Below are 2,173 nucleotides of genomic sequence, written 5' to 3'. Positions count from 1 at the left end.
AAATCATGCAAAAAAGATGTGATGATGCTGAAATTGAAGAAATAGAAATTGTTGAAATAGATTCAATTACCAATAAGGAAATAATGAAAAATGACATAAAGGCAATTCCATTGGACAACAACCAATTATTCAGGTTTAAAATCTATAAGACACCTGAAGAAACTATATTATTCAGTGATTTCCATCACATCATTACAGATGGAGTATCCCAGGATAATTTCTTCAATGATTTAACAAAAGCATTTAACAACGAGAAAATTGAAACTGAAAAGATTGATGGATATGTATATAGCCTCATAGAAAATCAAACTGGCATTAACGAATCCTCTGAAAAATTCTTCAAATCTCAATTCAGTCAAGGCATTGAATCAACAGTTTTAACTCCAAACATTAATGGAAATCCTGATATTGGAGATATAAAACTCGTTTCAGATAATGTGAATTCTACTTTTGTTAAACTCTTCTGTAATGATCATTCAATAAGTCCAAACGTTTTATTCATGACCGCTACAATCTTAAGTCTCAACAAATTTACATTTAATTCCAAATCACTGATTACAACAATTTTCAATGGTAGGGCAAACTCTGATTACTTTGATACACAGGGAATGCTGGTTAAAACTTTACCTATTATTGTCAATGGTGAAAATCGTGAAATGATGGTTGAAGACTATATTAAAATAGTGGATAAAGCATGGAAAGATGCATTGACCCATAGCAATTATCCATACACAAAACTTGCTGAAGATTATCAGTTAAAACCTGAATTCTTCTATGCATACCACGAATCATTTAATGATGAGATAATACTCAACGATAAAAAATATAAATCAATTGACCTTGACGGTACTGTAGCAACCGACTATAAAATTAACCTGGACGTATTTGACGATGGAGAAACTATTAGTTTATATATTGAATATAACGACCAAATCTATACTGAAGAGTATGTTAAACAGTTCCTACAAGCAATCAAATATACTCTATTCCAATTCTTCGTGAATGATATGGATAAATTAAGAATAAATGATATTGAACTTGTTGACGGTGAAATTCCAGAGTTTGAAGAACTTGATACACCATTCCTACACAAACGTTTTGAAAAACAAGTAGAAGAAAAAGGAGACGAAATTGCACTTGTTGCAACCGATGAAACATTTACTTATGATGAACTTAACCAAAAAGCAAATCGTATAGCAAATGAACTTATCAAAAAAGGTGTCAAACCAAAAAGCAATGTATTGGTAATGCTTCCAAGAAACAGCGACCTAATTGCAACAATTATCGGTATATTTAAGGCAGGATGCACATTCGTACCAATAGATTTGGAATATCCTCAGGAAAGAATTGACTACATATATGAAAACAGTCAAGCAGACTATATAATAAATACTAGTGGAGAATCAGACAATTCAATTGATATAAAAGAATTAATCAAAGGCGAAAACATAACAAATCCTGATGTGAATATTTCCCCTGATGATTTGGCATATATGATTTACACTTCAGGATCAACAGGTAATCCTAAAGGAGTAATGATAAGTCATGAAAATGCATGTAATGAAGCAGCAGAAAATCCGAAATGCGAATATTCAAGCATATTGAGTATTGCAACAATAGCATTTGACACATCCCTTGAAGATATCCTAACCGGAATAACAAACGGTATTAAGATAATATTTGCCGATGACATTGAAATTAAAAATATTGTTGACTTAATCAGATTAATCAAAGAAAACCAACCTGAAGTAATGGAATTCACACCATCCAGATTGCTGTCATATCTTGAAATAGATGAATTCTGTGAAGTGATAGGTTGTGGAAAATGTATTGTAATGGGTGGAGAACAATTCTCAGCCAAGGCATTCAACGGAGTCAAGCAATACACCAACGCAAAGGTATACAACAGTTACGGACCAACCGAAGCAACAATTGCATCCAACTACAAGGAAATAACTGATCCGGAAAACATCACTGTTGGAAAAGCACTCAAAAACTATGTAACCGAAGTAAGGGACCTCGATGGAAAACTACTGCCTATAGGAGTAATGGGCGAACTCTACATCGGAGGAATTGGAGTTGGAAAAGGATACTACAACATGCCTGAAAAAACCGCCGAAGTATACACAACAATAAACGACATCCCATACTACAGAAGCGGAGACTACGCAAT

Annotated in this window: 1 protein-coding gene; it reads left to right on the top strand. The window is 33.3% G+C overall.

What is annotated here, in order from left to right:
* Positions 1 to 2,173 (top strand): AMP-binding protein (locus tag QZU83_RS10670; RefSeq protein WP_295611963.1); only part of this gene is annotated, 2,173 nt, incomplete at both ends.

The organism is uncultured Methanobrevibacter sp. (assembly GCF_902771435.1).
Classification (GTDB): domain Archaea; phylum Methanobacteriota; class Methanobacteria; order Methanobacteriales; family Methanobacteriaceae; genus Methanocatella.
Note: the sequence above shows the minus strand (reverse complement) of the source record. Positions and strands in the feature narration are given on the sequence as shown.